Here is a 2,782-nt window from a genome sequence, read left to right on the forward strand (position 1 = left end):
GGTCGAAGGGTGCGTTGTGGATGATCAGCTCGGCGTCCTGGACGAAGTCCCGGATCTCGTTGACCACTTCCGCAAACTTGGGCTTGTCGGCCAGGAAGTCCACGGTGATGCCGTGCACCGCGATCGCGCCTTCGTCGATATCGCGTTCCGGGTTGACGTAGAAGTGCAGATGCCTGCCCGTGAGGCGGCGGTTGAGCAGCTCCACGCAGCCGATTTCAATCAGGCGGTCGCCGGTGGCGGCGCTCAGGCCGGTGGTTTCTGTGTCGAGAACGATCTGTCGCATGGCGGGCATTCTAACCGGTGGGGCGGGGGAGTCGGGCCGGTGTGGGGCGCTATGAGGCGTACGGGGCCGGCTCTATCCCTTGAGCGAGTCGACGCCACGGTTGGCGAGGGCGTCGGCGCGTTCGTTGCCGGGGTGGCCGTTGTGGCCGCGTACCCAGTGCCAGGTAATGTCATGCTGTTGCGCGAGCTTGTCCATTTCCTGCCAGAGGTCGGCATTCTTTACCGGCTTCTTGTCGGCGGTCTTCCAGCCGCGGGCCTTCCAGCCCGGCAGCCATTCGCCGATGCCCTTCTGCACGTATTGGGAGTCGGTGTAGACCTTGATCCGGCAGCGGCGCTTGAGCGCGCGCAGGGCCTCGATCACGGCCGTCATTTCCATGCGGTTGTTGGTGGTGAGGGCTTCGCCGCCGAACAGCTCTTTCTCGTTGGTGCCGGACACCAGCACGGCGCCCCAGCCTCCGCGCCCGGGGTTGCCTTTGCAGGCGCCGTCCGAATAGATAATGACGTCTTCGATTTCGCTGGGTTCCATTAGGTATTGGCTAAGCTAAGGGTGGCACCGCGATGAGGCGGGGCCAACCGGGGTGATTGGGGCGCGGCAGCGCTTGATGGCGCTCAATGGCGCTTAATGCTCGTCGCCAGGGGACTTGCCGTGGGTGCCCGTGGGCGTCGCCACTGGCGCTGCGACTGGCGACAGCGCAGCCTTGGGGCTCTTCCAGGCGGGGCCGACCAGGCGGATATTGCGCACACGCTTGACCGCCGAGATCATATASACTGAACCGAAGATCGGCCACCAGCGGTCGCCGGCCTTCTCCATGAAGGCGGCGCGCTGCAGCCAGCGCTCCGTGCGGTACGGCGGGCAATAGCAGCCGAACCGGCCGCGGATAATATCGAAACCCAGGAGTTTGAGCCAGTCCTTGATGCGCACGAAGCCGATGGACTGGCTGTCGTTGGGCAGGAAGGGGTCGGCGCCGAGCCGCTTGAGTCCTTGGCGGGCGCCCCACAGGCTCATGGGGTTGAAGCAGGTCACCACCACCCGGCCTTCCGGCATCAGCACGCGGGACACCTCGCGCAGCACCTCGTGCGGGTCTTCCGAAAACTCCAGGATGTGGGGCAGGGTGATCAGATCGATACTTTGCGTCTCGAACGGCAGTTCGTCGAAGCGGCACAGCAACTGGCGCGAATCGGCCTGGGCCCGTGGGCCGTGGGGTCCGTTGCCGGGGGCGAGGGCCAGGGCGGAGAACGGCATGCGGTTCTCGCGCAGGGTGTCGATGTGCGGMAGGCCGAGCTGCACCGCGTGGTAGCCGAAGATATCCACCACGATCCGGTCGTACTGCGCCTGCTCCCACTGGAGCATGTATTGCCCGGGAGGCGAGGCAAGCCAGTCTTCCCAATTTATAATCGGACGCTTGGACATAGGAGCACGCATGTTGAAGGTGGAGCCGATTCCCGCATTCCAGGATAACTATATCTGGGCAATCCACGACGGTCACTGCGCCGCCGTGGTCGACCCGGGCGAAGCCGCGCCGGTCGAAGCCTTCCTGGCACGCGAGGGGCTGACGCTGGGCGCTATTGTAATCACCCACCACCATGGCGATCACCAGGGCGGGGCGGCCGCGTTGCTGGCGGCGCATCCCACCGCGCCGGATGGCGCCCCGTTGCCGGTCATTGGCCCGGCCGGCGAGCGCATCGGCGCTCGTACCGTGGCGGTGCGCGAGGGCGACACCGTGAACGTGGCGCACCCGTCGCTGCAACTCAAGGTGCTCGACGTGCCGGGCCATACCGCCGGCCATGTCGCGTACGTGGCGGACCTGCCGGGCGCAGGGCCTTCGGTCTTCTGCGGCGATACGCTGTTTGCCAGCGGCTGCGGCCGCCTGTTCGAGGGCTCGCCGGCGCAGATGTTGTCGTCGCTGGACAAGCTGGCGGCGCTGCCCGGCGCCACCCGGGTGTACTGCGCCCACGAGTACACCCGCAGCAATGTGCGGTTCGCCCGCGCGGTGGAGCCGCATAATGCCGAGCTGGCAGCCTGGGAGGCACGGGTGGAAGCGTTGCGCGCGGCCGGCACACCGACCGTGCCGACCACCATCGGGCAGGAGCGCGAGGTCAATCCCTTCCTGCGYTCGCGCGTGCCCGCGGTGCGCGAGGCGGTGGCGGCCCACGCCGGCGGGGTGGCCGGCAATGACGCGGCGGCCTTTGGCGCGCTGCGCGGCTGGAAAGATAATTTCCGCTGATTCCCGCTTGCCGTTACGTCCTTGCGCGCGCCCGCAAGCCTTGGGCGCGCTTGGCCGGGACGGCGTTTTTCACGTACCCGATACGTCCCTGCCGGCCTCGGCCCAGTGCCGCGGCAGGGAGAATTTCATTGACGCGAAAGCCGCTTTTTCTTAGCATCAGGCAAATTTTTAGCGTCACGATTTGAGAACTTAATGAAAATTGGTCGATTACTGGCGGTAGTTGCGTGTGCCGCGCTGCTAGCAGCGTGTGCCAGCACGCCCACTCCGCCCGATGG

The 2,782-nt window shown here is 66.2% G+C and carries 4 protein-coding genes; 1 reads left to right on the top strand and 3 read right to left on the bottom strand.

Translation table 11 applies throughout. The features are described 5' to 3' along the window. The 3 genes from AC1DS3_RS37465 to AC1DS3_RS37475 all read right to left on the bottom strand — a co-directional run. A partial coding sequence (locus AC1DS3_RS37465; protein WP_477129230.1) for an exonuclease domain-containing protein occupies positions 1-292 on the bottom strand: 292 nt, incomplete at its 3' end. A 63-nt stretch (positions 293-355) separates the two neighbouring features. Further along, complete coding sequence (rnhA, locus tag AC1DS3_RS37470; RefSeq protein WP_150983353.1) at positions 356-793, bottom strand: ribonuclease HI; 438 nt, start codon at positions 791-793, stop codon at positions 356-358. A 108-nt stretch (positions 794-901) separates the two neighbouring features. Further along, positions 902-1,693, bottom strand: coding sequence for a class I SAM-dependent methyltransferase (locus AC1DS3_RS37475; RefSeq protein ID WP_441636949.1), 792 nt, complete (start codon positions 1,691-1,693; stop codon positions 902-904). A gap of 10 nt (positions 1,694-1,703) precedes the next feature. On the opposite strand from AC1DS3_RS37475, the gene gloB reads away from it, so the two are divergent. After that, positions 1,704-2,507 carry a hydroxyacylglutathione hydrolase gene (gene gloB / locus AC1DS3_RS37480; RefSeq protein WP_441636947.1) on the top strand — a complete coding sequence of 268 codons (804 nt, stop codon included), beginning with the start codon at positions 1,704-1,706 and terminating at the stop codon, positions 2,505-2,507. The last annotated feature ends 275 nt before the right edge of the window (positions 2,508-2,782 follow it).

It is taken from the genome of Cupriavidus sp. 01L46, assembly GCF_056399905.1.